The sequence below is a fragment of the Sulfitobacter sp. AS92 genome (assembly GCF_038900015.1).
In the GTDB taxonomy this organism is placed as follows: Bacteria; Pseudomonadota; Alphaproteobacteria; order Rhodobacterales; family Rhodobacteraceae; genus Sulfitobacter.
Window position 1 is genome coordinate 39,325 of record NZ_JBBMQL010000009.1, and the last position, 18,571, is coordinate 57,895.

19 protein-coding genes are annotated in these 18,571 nt (G+C 59.5%); 7 read left to right on the forward strand and 12 right to left on the reverse strand.

Annotated features, from left to right (window positions below):
* Positions 1–30: 30 nt before the first annotated feature.
* The 3 genes from WNY61_RS15035 to WNY61_RS15045 form a co-directional block, all read right to left on the reverse strand.
* Positions 31–792, reverse strand: coding sequence for an ABC transporter permease (locus tag WNY61_RS15035; protein WP_342852236.1), 762 nt, complete (start codon positions 790–792; stop codon positions 31–33).
* Positions 789–1,718, reverse strand: a complete 930-nt coding sequence (locus WNY61_RS15040; RefSeq protein ID WP_342852237.1) for an ABC transporter ATP-binding protein — start codon at positions 1,716–1,718, stop codon at positions 789–791. The genes WNY61_RS15035 and WNY61_RS15040 overlap by 4 nt, the downstream gene beginning before the upstream one ends.
* 63 nt (positions 1,719–1,781) lie before the next feature.
* Complete coding sequence (locus WNY61_RS15045; protein WP_342852239.1) at positions 1,782–2,303, reverse strand: carbon monoxide dehydrogenase subunit G; 522 nt, start codon at positions 2,301–2,303, stop codon at positions 1,782–1,784.
* Between the two features lie 103 nt (positions 2,304–2,406).
* Between WNY61_RS15045 and WNY61_RS15050 the strand changes: the two genes are divergently transcribed.
* Positions 2,407–3,387 (forward strand): DMT family transporter, encoded by a 981-nt coding sequence (locus tag WNY61_RS15050; protein ID WP_342852240.1) that lies wholly within the window; start codon positions 2,407–2,409, stop codon positions 3,385–3,387.
* Here the strand turns inward: WNY61_RS15050 and WNY61_RS15055 are convergent, their stop codons facing one another.
* The 6 genes from WNY61_RS15055 to WNY61_RS15080 form a co-directional block, all read right to left on the reverse strand.
* On the reverse strand, positions 3,388–4,353 hold the full coding sequence (locus WNY61_RS15055; protein WP_342852241.1) for an NADPH:quinone oxidoreductase family protein: 966 nt from the start codon (positions 4,351–4,353) through the stop codon (positions 3,388–3,390).
* 83 nt (positions 4,354–4,436) lie between these two features.
* Complete coding sequence (locus tag WNY61_RS15060; RefSeq protein WP_174859726.1) at positions 4,437–4,547, reverse strand: DUF2474 family protein; 111 nt, start codon at positions 4,545–4,547, stop codon at positions 4,437–4,439.
* Positions 4,547–5,554, reverse strand: a complete 1,008-nt coding sequence (gene cydB / locus WNY61_RS15065; RefSeq protein WP_342852245.1) for a cytochrome d ubiquinol oxidase subunit II — start codon at positions 5,552–5,554, stop codon at positions 4,547–4,549. Before cydB ends, WNY61_RS15060 begins: the two co-directional genes overlap by 1 nt.
* 1 nt (position 5,555) lies before the next feature.
* Positions 5,556–6,974, reverse strand: a complete 1,419-nt coding sequence (locus WNY61_RS15070) for a cytochrome ubiquinol oxidase subunit I (RefSeq protein ID WP_342852246.1) — start codon at positions 6,972–6,974, stop codon at positions 5,556–5,558.
* A 90-nt stretch (positions 6,975–7,064) separates the two neighbouring features.
* Complete coding sequence (locus tag WNY61_RS15075) at positions 7,065–8,414, reverse strand: HAMP domain-containing sensor histidine kinase (RefSeq protein ID WP_342852247.1); 1,350 nt, start codon at positions 8,412–8,414, stop codon at positions 7,065–7,067.
* On the reverse strand, positions 8,411–9,082 hold the full coding sequence (locus tag WNY61_RS15080) for a response regulator transcription factor (RefSeq protein ID WP_342852248.1): 672 nt from the start codon (positions 9,080–9,082) through the stop codon (positions 8,411–8,413). Before WNY61_RS15080 ends, WNY61_RS15075 begins: the two co-directional genes overlap by 4 nt.
* A 163-nt stretch (positions 9,083–9,245) precedes the next feature.
* Between WNY61_RS15080 and WNY61_RS15085 the strand changes: the two genes are divergently transcribed.
* Positions 9,246–10,367, forward strand: coding sequence for a Do family serine endopeptidase (locus tag WNY61_RS15085; protein WP_342852249.1), 1,122 nt, complete (start codon positions 9,246–9,248; stop codon positions 10,365–10,367).
* Between the two features lie 113 nt (positions 10,368–10,480).
* On the opposite strand, the gene WNY61_RS15090 is transcribed toward WNY61_RS15085, so the two are convergent.
* Both WNY61_RS15090 and WNY61_RS15095 read right to left on the reverse strand, forming a co-directional pair.
* Complete coding sequence (locus WNY61_RS15090) at positions 10,481–11,110, reverse strand: response regulator (protein WP_342852250.1); 630 nt, start codon at positions 11,108–11,110, stop codon at positions 10,481–10,483.
* Position 11,111: 1 nt separating this feature from the next.
* Complete coding sequence (locus WNY61_RS15095) at positions 11,112–13,634, reverse strand: PAS domain S-box protein (RefSeq protein ID WP_342852251.1); 2,523 nt, start codon at positions 13,632–13,634, stop codon at positions 11,112–11,114.
* 310 nt (positions 13,635–13,944) lie between these two features.
* On the opposite strand from WNY61_RS15095, the gene WNY61_RS15100 reads away from it, so the two are divergent.
* Positions 13,945–14,097 carry a hypothetical protein gene (locus tag WNY61_RS15100; RefSeq protein WP_342852253.1) on the forward strand — a complete coding sequence of 51 codons (153 nt, stop codon included), beginning with the start codon at positions 13,945–13,947 and terminating at the stop codon, positions 14,095–14,097.
* A gap of 13 nt (positions 14,098–14,110) precedes the next feature.
* On the opposite strand, the gene WNY61_RS15105 is transcribed toward WNY61_RS15100, so the two are convergent.
* Entirely contained in the window at positions 14,111–14,716 is a 606-nt protein-coding gene (locus WNY61_RS15105) for a LuxR C-terminal-related transcriptional regulator (protein WP_342852254.1), read from the reverse strand.
* Positions 14,717–14,813: 97 nt separating this feature from the next.
* Between WNY61_RS15105 and WNY61_RS15110 the strand changes: the two genes are divergently transcribed.
* The 4 genes from WNY61_RS15110 to WNY61_RS15125 all read left to right on the forward strand — a co-directional run bounded on the left by WNY61_RS15110 (position 14,814) and on the right by WNY61_RS15125 (position 18,567).
* Positions 14,814–16,013, forward strand: coding sequence for a substrate-binding domain-containing protein (locus tag WNY61_RS15110; RefSeq protein WP_342852256.1), 1,200 nt, complete (start codon positions 14,814–14,816; stop codon positions 16,011–16,013).
* Between the two features lie 84 nt (positions 16,014–16,097).
* Complete coding sequence (locus WNY61_RS15115; RefSeq protein WP_342852257.1) at positions 16,098–16,865, forward strand: ABC transporter ATP-binding protein; 768 nt, start codon at positions 16,098–16,100, stop codon at positions 16,863–16,865.
* On the forward strand, positions 16,862–17,563 hold the full coding sequence (locus WNY61_RS15120) for an ABC transporter ATP-binding protein (protein WP_342852259.1): 702 nt from the start codon (positions 16,862–16,864) through the stop codon (positions 17,561–17,563). The genes WNY61_RS15115 and WNY61_RS15120 overlap by 4 nt, the downstream gene beginning before the upstream one ends.
* Positions 17,564–17,574: 11 nt before the next feature.
* Complete coding sequence (locus WNY61_RS15125) at positions 17,575–18,567, forward strand: branched-chain amino acid ABC transporter permease (protein WP_342852260.1); 993 nt, start codon at positions 17,575–17,577, stop codon at positions 18,565–18,567.
* The last annotated feature ends 4 nt before the right edge of the window (positions 18,568–18,571 follow it).

Below are 18,571 nucleotides of genomic sequence, written 5' to 3' on the forward strand. Positions count from 1 at the left end.
AACAAGGCGGGCGCCCAAGTTTCGCGGCCCTCAGGCCCGCAGACGCCAGCCGGTGCGGAAAATCCACCAGATCACGCCGAGGCAAAGCGCCGTGAACAGCGCGATTGCCGCAAGGCTGGTCAGGATCGGCACATCGGCAGAGCCGAAAAACGCCCAGCGGAAGCCTGAGATCAGATAGACCACCGGATTGAAATGCGAGATCACCTGCCAGACAGGCGGCAGCATTGAGATCGAGTAGAAAGACCCACCAAGGAAGACCAGCGGCGTGACGATCAAAAGCGGCACCAGTTGCAACTGCTCAAAATTCCCCGCCCAGATGCCGATGATAAAGCCCATGAGCGCAAAGCTGATGCAGGTCAGGACGAGGAAAGCGACCATCGCGATGGGATGCTGGATGGTAATATCGACAAAGAAAAACGCCGTGATCAATATGATCGTGCCGATAAATAGCGCCTTGGTGGCTGCTGCCCCGACATAGCCGATGACGATCTCGAAAAAGTTGATCGGGGCCGAGAGCAGCTCGTAAACCGTGCCGATAAATTTCGGGAAATAGATGCCGAAAGAGGCGTTGGAAATCGACTGGGTGATGACGCTCAGCATGATCAGCCCCGGCACGATGAAGGCGCCATAACTCACGCCCTCGACCTCTTCGATACGGCTGCCGATGGCCGCGCCGAAGACAACGAAGTAGAGCGAGGTCGACAGCACCGGCGAGATGATGCTTTGCGTGATGGTGCGAAAGAAACGCGCCATTTCAAAGGCGTAGATGGCTTTGATCGCGGTCCAATTCATGCCGCATCCTCCTTCAGCAGGTCGACGAAAATATCTTCAAGACTGCTTTGCCGCGTCGCCACATCGCGCAGCACCAGACCGCTCTCGGCAACTTTCGACAGCAGTTTGGTGATGCCCGTGCGCTCAGCGTTGGTGTCATAGGTGTAGATCAAGGACTGCCCGTCTGCCGACAATTCCACATCGGGCGATTGCAGCGCCAACGGCACTTCGGTGATCGGCTCAGAGAGCTGAACCTCAAGTTGCTTTTTGCCCATCCGCGCCATCAGTGCGTTCTTTTCTTCGATCAGCAGCAATTCACCCTTGGCGATCACACCGATGCGGTCCGCAATGGCCTCTGCCTCTTCGATGTAGTGTGTGGTGAGAATGATCGTCACGCCAGAGGCCTTCAGCCCGGCGACGATCTCCCACATGTCCTTGCGGAGTTCCACGTCGACACCGGCAGTAGGCTCGTCGAGGAAAAGCACCTGCGGGTCATGGGCCAACGCCTTAGCGATGAGCACGCGGCGCTTCATCCCACCCGAAAGTGCGCGGATCTGGCTGTCTTTCTTGTCCCAGAGCGAAAGTTGCCGCAGGATTTTCTCCAGCACCGCCTCATCCGCTGGGCGGCCAAACAGCCCGCGTGAGAAACGTACGGTGTTGATGACCTTCTCAAAGGGTTCGAGATTGATCTCTTGGGGGACCAGCCCAATCATCGAGCGCGCGGCGCGGAAATCATCGTTAATGTCATGGCCACCCACAGTCACCTTGCCGCTGGTCGCGGTGGTGATGCCACAGATGGTCGAAATCAGCGTCGTTTTGCCCGCCCCGTTGGAGCCCAAAAGCGCGAGGATTTCGCCCTTCTCGATCTGTAGGTTGACCCCTTTAAGCGCCTCGAAACCGCCCGCGTAGGATTTGCGCAGGTTCTGAATATCCACGATTGTCGGCATGGTCGTCTCCGCTTTGGTAAGACGGGCAACCTAACGGGCTTTGGGCTGGGTGAACAGATGCGTTCAAGTCTTGGCGCGTCCGAACCAGCCCTTTTTGGCGGGGGCGTCTTCGCCGGGGGTTTCGGGCTTGGCGCCCTCTTCCGGCGTGCCTTCGAGCGAAGATTGCAGATTGTCGAAGAACTGATCCGCCATTTTCTTGGCAAAACCGTCGATGATCCGGCTGCCAAGCTGCGCCAGCTTGCCACCGACCTTGGCCTCGACATCATAGCTCAACTCGGTACCGCCGTCCTTTTCGGCCAGCCGCACTTCCGCGCCGCCCTTGGCGAAACCGGCAGCACCGCCCTTGCCCTCGCCGGTGATCGTCAGTGCTTCGTTCGGCACCAAATCAGAGAGTTTCACATGCCCCTTAAAGGTCGCCTTCACCGGGCCGACCTTTTGCACCACTGTCGCATCATAGCCCTCTTCGACCGAGCCTGTGACATCCTGCGCGCCGGGCACGCAGGTTTGCAGCATCTCAGGGTCCAGAAGGGCTGCATAGACCTCGACCGGAGTGGCGGCGATCTGGCGGGTGTCGGACATCTGCATTGCTGGCTCTCCCAATGGCGTTTCATGCCAGCCTAGCGGGTAATTCTGTGCAAACCAATGTCAAAGCGCTGGACCTTTCTCGCCGGGCTGGTAGGTCTTTGCCATGATAACTACTTCTCATAACCGCGCTGGTGTGGCGATCGGGCTGATCCTTCTCGGCGTGGCTGCGATCTCGGTCAACGACATGCTGATCAAACGCCTATCGGACGGCTATCCGCTGCATCAGATCGTTTTTACCCGTTCGGCCATCGGGATCGTGCTGGGGCTGGTCTTGGTCAAACTCGAAGGCGGGCTTCATCTACTCAAGACCCGCCAGCCGGGGCTGCATCTGCTGCGCGGGCTGCTCATCGTGATTTCAAATATGTCGTTCTTTTTGGCCATCGCCGCCCTGCCCTTGGCCGAAGCGACGGCGCTGTTTTTTGCCGCACCCCTGTTTATCACCCTCCTGTCGATCCCTATTCTGGGCGAAAAAGTCGGTCCTTTGCGTATGGGTGCGGTGGTTGTCGGCTTTGTTGGCGTGGTCATCATGCAGCGGCCTTGGGCCGGCGGGGACGCCTTGCAGGCGTCACGACTGGTGCTGTTCCTACCGGTTTTAGCGGCGCTGACCTATGCGTTGAACCAGTTGATGACGCGCAAACTGGGGGTAAGCACCAAGGCTTCGGTTCTGTCGGTCTATATTCAGGCAGTGTTTATCGTGGTTTCGCTTGGCTTTTTCGTGGTTGCTGGCGATGGCCGTTTTGTGGCGGGCGACAGCAGTGCATCGCTTGAGTTTTTGCTGCGGGCATGGGTTTGGCCTGCACAGGATGATTACCTCACCTTCCTCGGCGTCGGCCTGAACGTGGCGCTGATCGGCTATTGCCTGAGTCAAGCCTACCGGCTGGGCGATGCCGCCACCGTCGCCCCGTTTGAATATATCGGCCTGCCCCTGGCGGTTTTCTGGGGCTTCGTGATTTTCGGCGACCTGCCGGTCTGGGAGGTCTGGGTCGGGATAGCGCTGATCCTCGCCTCTGGCCTTTTCGTTTACCTGCGCGAGCGCCAAAAGGCACTGCGCGTGACGCGTTTGCAGGGCGGACGACGGGCCTAGCTAGCCCGCGACCTGCACCACCACCTTGCCCGTCGCCTTGCGGTCGCGCAGCAGGGCCAGCGCTTCGTTGGCCTGCTCCAACGGCAAGACGTTACTGACATGGGGCTTCAGCTTTCCAGCCACATACCACTCGATCAGCTTGGCAAAACTGTCGGTGAGCACCGAGGGTTTGATCTTGGCATAGCCGCCCCAGTAAAACCCCAGCACGCTCAGGTTCTTGACCAGCAGGATATTGGCCGGAATCTGCGGCACCTCGCCACTGGCAAAGCCCAGAGGGATAAGCCGCGCTTCAGGGTTGCAGGCGCGCATGGCGGCTTTGAATTGGTCGCCGCCCACCGGGTCATAGACCACATCGGCGCCGCCCAATTCTTTGACGATGGCGCGGATGTCGTCGGTTTCGGAATTGATCAGATGATCGGCTCCGGCCTCTTTGCAGACCGCCAGCTTGTCGGCTCCGCGCGCCACGGCGATGACCTCAGCGCCCATCATCTTGCCCAGCTCCACCGCCGTCAGCCCAATGCCGCCCGACGCGCCCAGCACCAGTAGCCGTTCGCCCGGTTGCAGCCGCGCCTTATAGTCCAGCGCCACATGGCTGGTGCCATAGGCGATGAGAAAGGCTGCCGCATCCACGGCGGTCATCTCTTCGGGGATCGGCACGCAGACTGCTGCTGGAATGGCGGCATATTCGGCCAACCCGTTAAACCCGGTATAGGCTGCCACGCGTTGGCCGACTTTCAGGTGATCAACCCCTTCGCCCAAGGCGGTGATCGTTCCCGCCATCTCCATCCCCAGCGTGAACGGCAGCGGCGGCTTTTCCTGATAGGTGCCCTTAATGATCAGCAAATCGCCAAAGTTCAGCCCGCAGGTATCGACTTGGATCAGCACCTCGCCCTGCCCCGGCATTGGCATCTCAAGTTCCCGCAGGGTGAGCGGTTCGTCATAGGCGGTGACTTGCATGGCGCGCATCGGGCTGTCCTTTCGTGCTGCTTTGGCCGTGAAGAGGCCAGAAGCCGCAGCACTTGGCAAGACCCCACGCCCGCGCCGCTGCGTCAGCCGGGCATGATCACCAATCGTATCGCATAGGCCACCACCGTCAGCAGCGCCACGCTGGCCAGCCAAAGCGCCACGAACCAGCCGCTGCGTTTTAGCCATTTCCCCATCAGTGATACCCCTCCTCTGGGTCAATCTTGCCGCGGAACACCCAATAGGCATAGGCCGTGTAGCTGAGGATCAAGGGCAGCAGAACCAACGTTCCGACGAGCGCAAACATCAAGCTTTCGTCAGGGGCTGCGGCCTCGGCGATGGTCAGGCTCGGGGGCACGATATGCGGATAAAAGCTGATCCCGATGCCGATGAACCCCAAGACGAAAAGCGCCTGTGCGCAGAGGAAGGGTTGGATATCGGCCTTGCGTTGCAATCCGCGCAGCATACCAAAGGCCGCCAGCGCCACCAGCAGGGGCACAACGCCGCTAAACAGCGCGGTGGGCCAAGCGAACCAGCGCTCAAAATAAACCCCATCCTTAAACGGTGTCCAAAGGCTGACCAGCGCCATGAAGACCAAAGTCGCAACCGCCAGCGGCCATGCCAGACTGCGCATGTGACCCTGAATGCGGCCCTCAAGTTTCATATTCAACCAAGTGGCCCCCAGCAAAGCATAGCCAGCCGTCACCGCCACCCCCGTCAATATTGAGAACGGCGTCAGCCAGTCCCACCACCCGCCCGCATAGGCGCGGCCTTCGATCTCAATACCCTGCACCAGCGCACCAAGGGCAATGCCCTGGCAGAAAGACGCCACCAGCGAGCCGCCGAAGAACGCCATGTCCCACAGGGGCTTCCAACGTTTCGTGCGCCAGCGGTATTCGAACGCGACACCGCGAAAGATCAGCCCCAGCAGCATCAGGATGATCGGCATGTAAAGCGCGGGCATCACCACCGCATAAGCCAGCGGAAAGACGGCAAACAACCCGCCACCGCCCAGCACAAGCCATGTCTCGTTGCCGTCCCATATGGGCGCGACCGAGTTCATCATCACATTGCGCTCGCCCTCGTCCTTGGTCATCGGGAAAAGCAGCCCGACGCCCAGATCGAAGCCGTCGAGGATGACATAGATCAGCACGGCCCCGGCGATAATTCCGGCCCAGATGAATGAAAGCTCAAATCCCAACATCTCAATTCTTCCCCGGTTTGTCTTTGACGGCCACCTCTTCGCCCACCGCGAGGGTTGGACCGTCGCCCTGCACCTCGTCGCGTTCGTCTTCCAACACATGATCCAAGACCGGCTTGCGCATCATCGCAACAATGTACCAAGTGCCCGCCCCGAAGACGAAGAAATAGACCACAATAAACGCAATCAGCGAAGCCGCCACCGCGGGGGCCGCCACCGGCGCGAGGCTGTCTGAGGTACGCAGCATCCCGTAGACGGTGAAGGGTTGCCGCCCCACTTCGGTCGTAATCCACCCCGCCAGAACAGCTATGAAGCCCGTCGGCCCCATGAGCAGCGCCATTTGGTGCAACAGCGGCGCATCATAAAGCCGCCCGCGCAGCCGCGCCAGCGCTGCCCAAAGGCCCAGCCCCAGCATCGCAAAGCCAAGCGCGATCATGATGCGGAATGACCAGAAGACAATCGCAACAGGCGGTTCATCCTCATCCGGGATCGTATCCAATCCGTCCAAGGGCGCGTTCAGGTCATGCTTTAGGATCAACGACGACAGTTTGGGGATTTCAATGGCATAATCGATGCGCTTTTCCTCGGGGTTCGGGATGCCGAACAGGATCAGCGGCGCGCCGTCAGGGTGGCTGTCGTAATGCCCCTCCATCGCCATCACCTTGGCCGGCTGATGCTCAAGCGTATTCAGGCCATGCAGGTCGCCCGCAAAGATTTGCAGCGGCGTTACCAGCACCAACATCCACATCGCCATGGAGAACATCTTGCGCGCAGCGGCGTTTGCCTGATCGCGCAGCAGATGCATTCCGCCAACCGCGCCCACGACCAGCGCCGTGGTCAGATAGGCGGCCAGCACCATATGCACCAAGCGGTAAGGGAAAGAGGGGTTAAAGACGATCGCCCACCAATCTTCGGGGACAAACTGGCCAAGGTCATTTATCCCAAAGCCCGCGGGCGTCTGCATCCACGAGTTCACCGACAGGATCCATGTGGCTGAGGCTAGCGTGCCGAGCGCCACAAGCGCCGTGGCGAACATATGCAGTCCGTCGCCAACCCGTTTGCGGCCAAACAACATGATGCCCAGAAACCCTGCCTCAAGGAAGAAGGCCGAGAGCACCTCATAAGCCATCAATGGCCCGACGACCGGCCCGGCCTTGTCAGAAAACACCGACCAGTTGGTGCCAATCTGGTAGGACATCACAATGCCCGAGACGACCCCCATGCCAAAGGCCACGGCGAAGATCTTCTTCCAGTAGTTGAAGAGGTTCAGATAGGTCTCATCCCGCTTCCACAGCCACAGCGCGTTCAGCACGGCCAGAAAACTTGCCAACCCGATTGAGAAAGCCGGGAAGATAATGTGAAACGAAATCGTGAATGCAAACTGCACCCGCGCTAGGATTTCGGCGGTGTAACCGTCGAGCATGAGAAGCCCTCGCGTGTTGTTTCCTGACCTATATAGGACCGGGGGGCGAGAGAGGCACAGGCTAAATTGCCGCAGCCATTTGCATTTGTCCTAACTGTCGAATGTCACCACCACGTGCAGCCCCGGCGCGTTGTCGATGAGTTCCAGCCTTGCCCCATGCAGTTTCACGACCCCATCGACCAGCGCCAACCCCAACCCGTGACCGGGCGTGCCCCGGCTGCGATCAAGGCGGTAGAGCCGCTGCAACACTTTGTCGCGATCCGCCGCCGGAATGCCGGGGCCGCCATCTGCGACGCTGAGTTTGACCTTACCCGCCGCCTGTTTTAGCGACACGGCCACCGCTTCGGCACTGCCAGAATGGCGCAGCGCATTCTCAATCAGGTTGGCGATCATCTGTCCCAGCAATGCACGGTCGCCTGTAACATGGGCAGGCGTCTCCGGCAGGGTGCAGATCAGGCGTTTGCCTTGTTCTCCCGCCGCGGGCTCATAAAGCTCAATCATGGTTCGGCACAACGCAGTCAGATCGACAGGGGTGAAATGGGCGCGGGCGTCGCCCTGCTCCACCTGCGCGAGTTGCAGCAACGATTGAAAGATCGCGGCGATGCCGTCCAGCTCGGCACGGGCGCAGGCCAGCGGCTCGGCGCGATCTTCGCCCGTGGCCTCGGCCCGGTCGAGATCGTCCAGATGCACCGAAACGCGCTGGATCGGGGTTTTCAGGTCATGCGCGATATCAAGCGAGACCTGCCGCAGTGCTGCGACGGAAGTTTCCTGCGCCCGGGCCATTTGGTTCACCGCCTCACCGATTCGCAGCAGGTCATCCGACCAACGCGGCCCCGGCGACACCCTTGCTGCCAACTCGCCCGCGGTGAGCCGGTCCAGCGTGGCGCGGATCACCTCAACATGCCGTTTTGAGCGTAGGGCAAGGATCAACCCGCCCGAAAGCGCGATCAACACCGTGGGCAGCAGGCTGACGAGCAGGATATTCACGAAAACCTCGCGCAGGGCGGTGATCTCGGCCCGGCTGCGCGCGATGGTCAAAAGCCCTCCGTAAAGCGTGTCGGTGAGGGTTAGGTAGACCCCGTCATACTGCGCCCGCGCCGCGCCGATTGAAACGATGTGATAGCCCTCATTGTCCCGCGCGATGGCCCCGTTGCCATAGATGCGGCCATTGGGGCCGATGTAGCTGATGATTAATCGATTGGGATCGGTCTCGCGCGATTCCGCCTCAACCAGCCGCGCGAGGGCCGAGGCGCCGGGGGCAGCGCGAAACCCGGCCATGTCTTGCGCAAGGTCAGCGCGGATTGCCTGCTCAAAGGACCGTTGAGTGACGGCATAGCTGGCGGCGAGGCTCAACAGGCTGACGATGGTGAAAAGCAGCACCAACAGAAGCGCCAGCCTCAGCGGCATAGAGCGCCAAAGCCCCGCAAGCCGCGCCTTCACGCGTCAATCCTATAGCCCGCGCCGCGCACGGTTTGAATCAACTCGACGCCAAAGGGCCGGTCAACCTTGGCGCGCAGGCGGCTGATATGGGTTTCGACCACATTGGTCATCGGATCAAAAGAGATGTCCCAGACCGCCTCAAGCAGCATGGTCCGCGTTTGCACCCGGCCTTTCCGGCGGAGCAGATGTTCTAGCAAAGCAAATTCGCGGGGCAGTAGGTCGATCTCTTGGCCCGCGCGGGTCACCCGACGGCTGATCAGGTCCATCGTCAGATCGCCAGCGCGGAGGGTCGTTTCCTGCTCTAGCGCCTGCGGACGCCGGGCCAGCGCATTCACCCGCGCCGACAGCTCGCCAAAAGCAAAGGGTTTGACCAGATAGTCATCCGCTCCGGCGTTCAGCCCGTCGATCCGGTCTTCTACCGCGCCCATCGCCGTGAGCAGCAACACCGGCGTGGCATTGCCCGCACCGCGCAGGGTTTTTAGCAGCGTCAGCCCGTCCACCTCAGGCAACATCCGGTCAAGGATCAGCACGTCATATTGCCCGGTGGTGGCCTGCACCAAACCGTCGCGGCCATCGGCCACCACATCCACGCCATGCCCCTCTTCGCGCAGGCCGCGCGCGATATAGGTGCTGGTGGTGGTATCGTCTTCGACAACAAGCAGTTTCATTGAAGTCTCAATCTAGGGTCCACCAAGAGGTAGGGCAAATCCGCTGCTCACGCATCCCGCTGCCTGCATTCTCACAGATTTGTATAGCGCCTGCGACGACGCTGTAAAACGCAGCCCTCAGATAGGGTTTCAGAAACACCGAATGCACAGCAAGGAGCATCTTATGAACAAGACCCTTTCCAAGGCCCCCCGCGCCGCCGCCCTTGCGCTGAGCGCCGCCGTCGCTGCGACCCCGATGCTGGCGCTTGCGCCGTCAGCGGCGTTGGCCGTTCCCGCGGGCGGCTATGCCGACCTTGTCGAGGCCGTCTCCCCCGCCGTGGTCTTTATCGAAGTGACCGCCAGCCAAGAGAACACGCAAATCCAACAGCAGCTTCCCCCCGGCATGCCTGAAGAGTTACGGCGGCGGTTCGAGCAGATGTTGCCCGACCAGAACGGCACCACCGCCACCCCACGCCAAGGGCTTGGATCAGGCTTCATTATCTCAGAGGATGGCACCATCGTCACCAATCACCACGTCGTCGCTGGGGCTCAAACAGTGACCGTGAAACTGGCCGATGGCCGCAGCTTTAACGCCGAAGTCGTTGGCAGTGATGCGATGACGGATATCGCTGTGCTCAAGGTAAAGGCAGACGTGGACCTGCCCACTGTCGCATTTGGCACCTCTAAAGCACTGCGTGTTGGCGATGAGGTCGTGGCCGTGGGCAACCCCTTTGGTCTCGGCGGGACTGTGACATCTGGCATCGTGTCGGCCCTGTCGCGTGACATTCAGGCCGGGCCTTTCGATGACTTCATCCAAACCGATGCGGCGATCAACCGGGGCAACTCGGGCGGGCCGCTTTTTAACAACGAGGGTGAGGTCGTGGGCGTGAACACCGCGATCCTATCTCCGGGCGGTGGCTCGGTCGGGATCGGTTTTTCGGTGCCGTCTGATCTGGTGCAAACCATCGTCGCGGATTTGGCCGATGACGGCACGGTTGAGCGCGGCTGGCTGGGCGTTCAAATCCGCCCGATGAGCCCCGAGGTCGCCAATGTGCTGGGCTATGAAGAACCCCGCGGTGCGGTGATTGAGGCCATCAGCGAAGACAGCCCCGCCGCCAAAGCGGGCCTCAAGAAGGGCGATATCATTCTGTCCTTCGGCGGCATCGAGGTTGACGATCTGCGCGACCTGACCCGTGCCGTGGCCACCACCACGCCTGAGACTGCGGCAGAGGTTGTCGTGCTGCGCAAAGGTGCAGAACAGACCCTCGACGTGACCGTGGGCGCGCTGGAACCCAAGCCAGTGTGACCCATGCCTTCCTGGCGATCCTCATGCCGCCGGGAAGCCCCCAGCCCTTCCCCCTCGCCGGGGCTGGGTGTTTTGCCCCGGTAGCCTCCGTGCTACCGGGGTTTTTTGGGCTGCTAACCTACTTCGAATTGTGATGGCGTCGCGCTGTGAAGGTGAAACCGCACCAATTCCGCTACCGAATTGGCCTCAAGCTTGCGCATTACCCTTGCGCGATGCACCTCGACCGTTTTGACCGAGATATCCATCTCGCTGCCAATCTCACGGTTGGACAGCCCTGCCGCGACACGCTCGAACACCCGGTGCTCTTGCGGAGTAAGCCGCGCCAGCAACTCCGCATTCTCAACTTCGGCTTCAATGTTCTTGCGACGCGCCGCGTCGGTCTGAAGCGCAGTGTTTATAAGATCGAGCATGTTTTGGTTATTGAAGGGTTTCTCGATGAAATCCACCGCACCCGCCTTCATCGCTTTGACGGCTGTCGACACATCGCCGAAGGCCGTCATCAAGATGAACGGTATCTCGATGCCGCGTGTATTTAGCGCTTTTTGCAATTCCAAACCGCTCATTCCTGGCATGCGCACGTCGCTGACAAGACAAGAAATACCGGTATCGCTGTATCCCTCAAGAAATTCAGCCGCCGATGCGAAGGAAATGGCACGCAACCCGACCGAGCCGAGCAACCACACCAGAGAGTCCCGCACGGCGGCATCGTCATCGACGACGTAAACGATCCTATCTTCAGTCATTCTACTCTTGCACCTCCAACGGAAGACGTACCGTCAGGCAGGCCCCTTGCTCATCAGATTTACTCACTGCAATTGTCCCCCCATGCGACAGCACAATGGTTTCGCAAATTGCCAGCCCCACGCCAAGACCCTTCTCTTTGGTTGATCGGAAAGCGCTAAAAGCCGTTTCTGCAGGCATATCCGGGGCAAAGCCACGCCCATCGTCGGTCACGTCGATCACGATCTCCCCCTCCGAGCAGTGTGCGGAAACAGAGACTTCGGCATAGGCACGCTGCGCGTCACGGCTGGCATCAATGGCATTTTTTATCAGGTTGATCAGCAGTTGCTCAATCTCAATTCGGGCGCAATGAAGTTCGACGCCATCGCATCGATCATCCATTACAACACTGACGCCTGAGGCAGAGCTTTCGGGCTGGATCAGCAGCTGCACGGAGCGAAGGATGTCATCAAAACGCACGGCGTTTCGGTCCGCATCATCGTTGTGCAGGTAGTTCGACATCGACCGTAGGATGGCACTGGCACGTTCTGATTGGCTTTGCATATTATTGAGCACGGCGATCATGTCCTCTCTCTCAAGCTGGTCGTTTTGGGCACGCAGCACACAGCCTGCAGCAAAGTTGTGAATAGCCGCTAGAGGTTGGTTCAGTTCATGGGCGATTGCAGCGGTCATCTGGCCCAAGGTTTCGCGGCGGTTAAGCAATTGAAGCGCTGTTTCATGTCGGTGCAGCCGCTCTTCGCGTTCAACCTTTTCGGTGATGTCAGCAGCAATCGTCAAAAGCCCCCCAGCAGGCACGGGATAATCTGTCACCTCAATCCAGCGCCCACTGGCAGACCGGGCGCGGAAGAACTTGGCCGGTGTGTTTCGGCGGTCGCGGCGCTGCTCGCTCCAGCGAACTTTACCTTCGGAAGTCATGGCAAATTTGTCAGAGCGGGTGAAATGCACCAGCAGCTCATCGAAATGTCGGCCAATGATGTCGTCGCCCATACCGGCATAGGTCGCGCGATATTTTTCGTTGCAGTAGACCAGACGATCGTTGCTGTCGAAAAGCGCGACCATCGTTGAGATATTTTCAAAAGCCAGCGCCAAGGCTTCGAGCGCGCTTTTACGCTCGGTCTCGGCCATGACGATCTCTGTCATGTCAAAACAGGTGCCACGATAACCTGCCAATTCCGCGTTGCTGTCGAAAAAGGGCTTACCAGACATGTCGATCAACCGCTCTCGCCCGTCGGTCGACGGAAATACCAATCGCAAATCGCGAAAGGGGGTTTGCCGGGCCAACCGCTGCTGCAACACGTCGTAATCACCCTCGCCTTGTGCGATATCGGCCTGCGCAAGCGTTTTACCCAGCTCAAAGATCGGGGTTTCCGCATCGGTCTGCCGCCCCCCGCCTGACAAAAAGGTAAACCGCCGGTCTACGTCCATCTCCCAGACCCAGTCGGTCGCGCTTTCGGTGAAATCGCGGAAGCGGGTTTCGCTTTTCACCAGATCGTCCAGAACGTGCTGCTGATCTGTGACATCTTGGATCGCCGCCAAAAGATGCACGTCTCGCCCCCGGTCCAAACGGCGGATGCACGAACGGGCCTCGATCTGACGGCCATTGGCGGCGAGAAACTTTACATTCTCAATCACATCGCGCGGACGGCTCCCCGCCATATGCAGATTGTTGCGAATGGTGGCGCGGCTGCGTGGCTCGACGAAGCTCTGCCCCTGTTGCCACATCTCACGCAGGCTTTGCGCATCACGGCCTAGCAGTGCCTCCACCTCATGGGAGACATCGACCAGCGCACCGTCCTGATCCCATTCCAAATAGCCTACGCCTGCTACCTCGGCCGCGAGCGCGTGTTTTGTCGCGCTGATCTCAGCATTATAGACCGCGTCCTGCACGGCAGAGCGGTCCATCACCATAACCAAGACGCCCACCACCTGACCCCGGTCCGACAGGGGCTGATAAATAGCCGATCCTTGGTTGCGCGCCAGCACTGGGCGGGAAAAATCGAAATGCCATGTCACCTGCCGTCCGGCCAATGCCTTTTCAACATTGGCCGTCACCTCGGCTAAAAGGTTCGGCGGAATGATTTGGGATAGATGCTGTCCCTCTATTTCACTCGCTGGCTTCCCAAAGGACGCGCTATAGGCATCGTTGACGAAAGCGTATGTCATATCTGGTGTGAGAAAGGCCGCTTGGACAGGGAGATCGTTCAGCAGATCAGGCAGGTTTCTACGGGCCGCGTCGCCATCGTTTACGCCATTCAACTTGCGGTGGTTGCGCAAGACCCGCCAGACCTGCGCAATCAACAACGCAAACGCCGCAGTCGCTAAGACAAGTTCAACCGGATCGCGGTAGAAGAGCCCGCGCTGGTCGGCCACCAAAGCCAGCGTTACTCCGATGTATAAGAGCAAGACTACAACCGCGCCAAACACGCTGAAGCGATTGACCGGATCGCCTGTTTGCTTGGCGATCATCACGCAAGTGAAAACTATTCCGCACAGCGCAACCAATGTGAACGCCGCGATAAAGCTCATGCAGCACCTCTACTTTCTCTTGAAAAAGAGAACTTTTCTGCCGCCCTGTCTATTGGGGAAAACCCTGATAGCCCCTGATAGGGCGGGTTAAACTACATTTTATGTACCGCCATGCGAAACAAACGCGTGAAAATAACTTTCGCAATTTCAGCATCTTGCTTCAGGCTATTAGGGATAACCCTGATTCATCAGGGGATTTGCCCAATTGGCGTAAAAATTGGAGGTCTGTAACGTAACCTGTAGTCACGGAATTACCCGTGAACTTTCGGGTTAAATGCGGATTAGTACAGTGAAAAATAGCCAATACTCCATGTCAAATATGACTGATGAGACCTCGACACCCAACAAGGCCCCGACGAAAGCAGATTTGATGGAAATCCGCAGCCTTTATGCTCAAGCGGATGCGATGATCGAGGCCACAGAAAAGCCTGAGAAGCGCGATGAACAAGGCGATACCGCGTAAAGTTCAAGACCGCTTATCTTTGGCTGTTGGATACCACATGGTCACTGTCGATACCGCCCAGTGAATGAAACAGGCCCGAGGTATTATTTACGCCAAATTTCTTAAGCAATTTGGCGCGATAGACCTCCACTGTGCGATGCGAAATATCGAGCTTGATGGCAATTTCCTTGCTGGTCAGCCCCTCAGCCAAATGGCTTAATATCTCACGTTCGCGGCGGGTTAGCGGCAGATAGGGCCGCTCGCCCGACAGGTCGGCAAAGCTCCAGACTGCGCGCTCAAGCGGGCTTTCCGGGGTAAAGGAGTGCCCGCGCACCCGGCACCAGAACAGGCTACCATCGCGGCGCGCCATGATGCGCTCATCCCAATAGGTGTTGGTCTCGCGCAGTTGCACCACACCCCGGTCGCGGATGTTTACGAATTCTTCATCGGAGGGATAAAGCACGGAAAACCATTGGTCACGCAGGGCCGCGCACTCATAGCCGAACATCTGCGCAAAAGCGATGTTGCATTCGCGGATAACCCGGTTTTCCGTGACCACCAAACCGATGGGCGCATGCACGAACGCCAGTTCAGCGAACTGCCCATCGCGAAAGCAATCATCGGTACGTATTTCCACCATCTTGCCCCAATCACCTCTTTCTCGGATGCTCGAAACTCAAGCTAGACGACGGGGGGAGACGGCGCAACAACGCGCTGGCCCGTCAAGGGAGGATACCATGAAGACACTCACGCGGATCGCCACCGTGACGGCAAGTGTTGCGGCATTTGCCAGCGCGGCCTGGGCGCAAGACCCGATTAAGATTGCCCTCGTTCACGGGCTGTCAGGCAGCAGTTTCGAAGCTTTCTCCAAACAGGCACAGACCGGTTTTGAGCTTGGCATCGAATACGCCACCGACGGGACCAATACCGTCAAGGGCCACAAGATCGAACTCATCATCAAGGACACGCAGTTCAAACCCGATGTTGCCCGCGCCGTGCTGGCCGAAGCTTACGGCGACGACGAAGTTCTGATGGCCATCGGATCGACCTCTTCGGGGGTGGCCAAAGGCATGCTGCCCATCGCCGAGGAATACGAGAAAATCCTCATCGTCGAGCCTGCGGTGGCCGACAGTCTCACCGGGCCGGACAGCAACCGCTATGTGTTCAAAACGTCGCGCAACTCCTCGATGGACATGCAGGCGCAGGCGCTGGCGCTGAAGCCCGATGAAAACCTCTTTGTCGCGACCATTGCCGAAGATTACGCCTTTGGCCATGACGGGATCGACGCCTTCAAAGCCGCGCTGGACGGCACCGGCGCTACCGTGGTGACAGAGGAGTTCGTGCCCCAAGGCACCGCCGATTTCACTGCCGCAGCCGAGCGTATGTTCAACGCGCTGAAGGACAAGGAAGGCCGCAAGGTGATCCTCGTTTATATCGCGGGCGGTGGCGATGCGCCGGGCAAAATTCAGGCGCTGGATCCGTCGCGCTTTGGCATTGAGATCTCCATGGGCGGGCATATCCTGCCGGTGCTGCCCACCTACAAGCGCTTCCCCGGCATGGAAGGTGCGGTCTATTACTACTATGAGGCCTACGACAATCCAGTGAACGATTGGCTGGTCAAGACCCATCAGGAACGCTTCGACGGCCCGCCTGACTTCTTCACCGCAGGCGGCATGGCGGCGGCGCTGGCAGCGGTCAAAGCGATTGAGACAGCCGACAGCCTTGAGACCGAAGACCTGATCGCGGCGATGGAAGGCATGTCTTGGGAGACCCCAAAAGGCACCATGACCTTCCGCCCCGAAGACCATCAGGCACTGCAGTCCATGGTTCACTTCAAAATCCGCGTCGATGAAAACGTCGATTGGGCGATCCCCGATCTGGTGCGCATCATAGAAGCGGATGAGATGGACATCCCCATCGGTCGCACCAACGACTGATCGTACCCCCGGCTGGCCTGCCCGACCCATCGCATGCGGTGGGCCAGCCCCACTGTGCCAATTTCCGTACCAAAGGCTTTTCAGATGTCCACGCCGTCGCTCATCACGCGCGATCTGACCATTCGTTTCGGCGGTCATGTCGCCGTCAATCAGGTCTCAAGCGCTTTCCACCCCGGTGAACTCACCGTGATCGTGGGGCCGAACGGGGCCGGTAAAACCACCTATTTCAACCTGATCTCAGGCCAGCTCACCGCGACCTCGGGCAAGGTGTTGAAAGGCGAGGTTGATCTGACACGCATGGCCCCCTCGGCGCGCGCGCGCCAAGGTGTGGGCCGCGCCTTTCAGCTGACCAACCTCTTCCCGCAACTTACTGTCTTGGAGAACATCCGCCTAGCTGTGCAGGCCCGCGAAGGCGACGGCTGGCGGCTGCTGCGCCCGGTGCACCGCTTCACCAAACTCACGCAAGACGCTGAGCATTACCTCGAAGCGACCCGCCTGTCGCGCGTCGCCCATCTGCCCGCCGCCGCCCTGCCCCATGGCGACCAGCGCAAGCTGGAGGTGGCGCTGTTGATGGCGATGGAGCCTGACATCTACATGTTCGATGAGCCAACCGCTGGCATGTCGCTGGACCACGCGCCCGACGTGCTGGAGCTGATCGCGCAGATCAAATCCGACCCGACCAAGACCGTACTGCTGGTCGAGCACAAGATGGATGTGGTCCGTGCGCTGGCCGACCGGATTATCGTGCTGCACAACGGAGAGTTGCTGGCCGATGGCGCGCCTGCCGAAGTCATGGACAGACAGATCGTGCGCGATGTCTATCTTGGCACCGCGACGGAGGAGACGGCATGAGCCTGCTAACCCTCGACAAGATGAAAACCGATATCGGCCAATATGCCGTGCTGCATGATGTAAGTCTTGAGGTGCCCGAGGGCGGGGTCTTTGTCCTATTGGGCCGCAACGGGGCGGGCAAAACGACCACGCTCCGCTCGGTCATGGGCCTGTGGAAACCCAGCCCCGGTTCGGTACGCTTTGACGGCGATGACCTTACCGGGCTGCATACTGCCGATATCGCCCGCCGCGGCATCGCCTATGTCCCGGAAAACATGGGTATCTTTGGCACCCTGACTGTCGAAGAGAACCTGATCCTCGCCACTAATAAAGGGCGGTTTGACCAAGCGCGCTTGAAACGCATCACCACGCTCTTCCCAGCCTTGGAGCGGTTCTGGACCAAACAGGCGTGGTCGCTTTCAGGCGGTCAGAAGCAAATGCTTTCCGTCGCCCGCGCGATCGTTGAGCCGCGCCGTCTGATCCTGATCGACGAGCCGACCAAGGGACTGGCCCCAGCCATTGTCGCCGCAATGGCCGAAGCCTTCACCGAGATCAGCCGTGAGGCGACGATCTTGCTGGTTGAGCAGAACTTTCATTTCGCCCGCAGCATCGGTCGCGACATGGCGGTGATTGACAATGGCCGCGTGGTTCACAGCGGTACTATGGCCTCTTTCGCTGCCGATAAACCATTGCAAGACCGCCTGTTGGGCCTGTCGTGATGAGGGACACTATGGATAGAATTTCGGAAACGCTTGGCCGGTTCGGCGGGGTCTACCTGCTGCCACTCGCTCTTGCTGCGCTAGGCTTCGTGCTGATCGGCGCACCTTCGTCCTGGGCCACGCTGACCGTCGCGGGGCTGGCAATGGGGATGATGGTATTCCTCATGGCCTCGGGTTTGAGCCTGATCTTCGGGCTGATGGACGTGCTGAACTTTGGCCACTCCGCCTTTGTCAGCTTTGGCGCATTTGTTGCTGCCTCGGTGCTGGCCGCGCTCAGCGGCTGGGTGGGAGCCGACAGCATCTTTCTGAATGCCGCCGCACTGGCGCTGGCAGTGATCGCGGCCATGTCCTTTGGCCTTGCTGCCGGGTGGTTCTTTGAGACGGTAATCATCCGCCCGGTTTATCACGACCACCTCCGGCAAATCCTGATCACCATGGGTGCGCTGATCGTGTCCGAGCAGATCATCCTCGCCGTTTGGGGCGGCACGCCGATTACGGTGCTGCGCCCGCAGTTCCTTGAAGGGGCGTGGATCATTGGCGACGTGAGCGTTGAGATTTACCGCGTCTTCGCCTTTGGCCTCGGACTTGCGGCGTTTATCGGCCTTTACCTCGTTCTGAACCGAACCCGGCTGGGCCTCTTGGTCCGCGCGGGCGTCGAGAACCGTGAGATGGTGGAGGCGCTAGGCTTTCGCATTGATCGGCTGTTCATCGGTGTCTTCATGGTGGGCTCGGCCCTTGCTGCCGTCGGCGGTGCGATGTGGGCGGGATACGAGACGTTGATCACCCCCGCGCTTGGTGGCGAGATGATGATCGTCGTCTTTATCGTCGTCATCATCGGCGGGCTTGGCTCGATCGAAGGCACGCTTTTGGGCGCGCTGCTGGTGGGTCTTACGGCAAACTACGTGGGCTTTCTAGCCCCTAAATTGGCGCTGGCGAGCAATATGATCTTGATGACGGCGATCCTGCTGTGGCGGCCCAATGGCCTGCGCCCGGCGGTGAAGTGAGGTG